The 1,156-nt window shown below is 43.6% G+C and carries 1 protein-coding gene; it reads right to left on the bottom strand.

What is annotated here, in order from left to right; all coding sequences use genetic code 11:
* On the bottom strand, positions 1-1,088 hold a 1,088-nt coding region (locus CWB99_RS19600), incomplete at its 3' end, for an ISAs1 family transposase (RefSeq protein ID WP_138686219.1).
* Positions 1,089-1,156: the final 68 nt, after the last annotated feature.

Raw genomic sequence — 1,156 nt, forward strand, 5'->3', positions numbered from 1 at the left:
ATAAGCTCTGCCCTGAATTCATCGTCAAAACTGGCCCGAACGCACTTGCCACGTATCGAATCTTTACGGCCTGTGTGCTGTTTTACCAGATTGCGAACGACCCGTCTGAACAGCGCCATGTTTTCCGCCGATATCGGCTCACTAATTTGGCAAGCATCTTCCTTAAACACGACATCCAATACCCAATGCTGCTGGTTTTCTATATGCCAATGATGGCGGATGGCTTTTTGTAACATCTGTGCATCTGGCTCGACTGAAGTGACATAGAAGTGCGTGTCTATTTTTGTTATCGACTCGGATTTATTGTGCCTTTCGACCGCGACTAATGAAGTGATCCCGGGCCATTTTTCTCTTATCTCTTCTGGCAGTTTGTTTGCATTCAGAGCATACGTGATACGTGTTTCCTGACGTCCATGACCATTGCTGACTTGTACATCTTCAGGCAAATTCTCCTCTTGTTCAAAGGCTGCTTCAAAACATGAAGCAACTGCTTTATAAAGAGTTTTCTGATTTGCTTTGACCTGAACCAGATAGTCAGCCCCTCTTGAAATCAACGCTGAAAGAGTCGCTTTCTGACAATGTAGCGCATCTAATGTAACGATAGAATCTGAAATATCGAGCACATCCAATAAGGCTCTAACTGCTGGTATCTCATTGGATTTACTTTCTACTGTACGCTGATACAAAGTTAAACCAGACTCGCAATCAAAAGCGGACACCAAGTGTAAGTTATCCTCACGCTTTTTACTGGCACCGCGCAGAGTTTTACCATCAAACGCAATGATTGGCTTATCAGACTGAGACCGCTGTTCGTTGACCCAACTGAACAAGGCCAAAACCAACGAATCAGTTTCCACGGTTTTAAGAATTCGTGCAATGCTATGTCGCGTTGGAATACCGTGCTTAAATGCTCTGAACTGCCTGAGCCACGGCAGTTTACTGTGCCCGAACACCTCAATATCTTTCCAGCCTTCGCAACCGGATAAAACCGCCGAGATGATAAGAAACAAAACATCAGTAAGCTCATGATGTTGATTGATAGAAGAACGCTGATCTTCAACAAGTTCAAGGTGGCTAAATAACGACATAATTAACAAATAGATAGTGATAATGAGGACGTTATTAGATCAGAAAAGAGGCAGGTGTTATAGCGTTT

Origin of the sequence: Pseudoalteromonas rubra (assembly GCF_005887095.1) — a bacterium.
Lineage (GTDB): Bacteria > Pseudomonadota > Gammaproteobacteria > Enterobacterales > Alteromonadaceae > Pseudoalteromonas > Pseudoalteromonas rubra_E.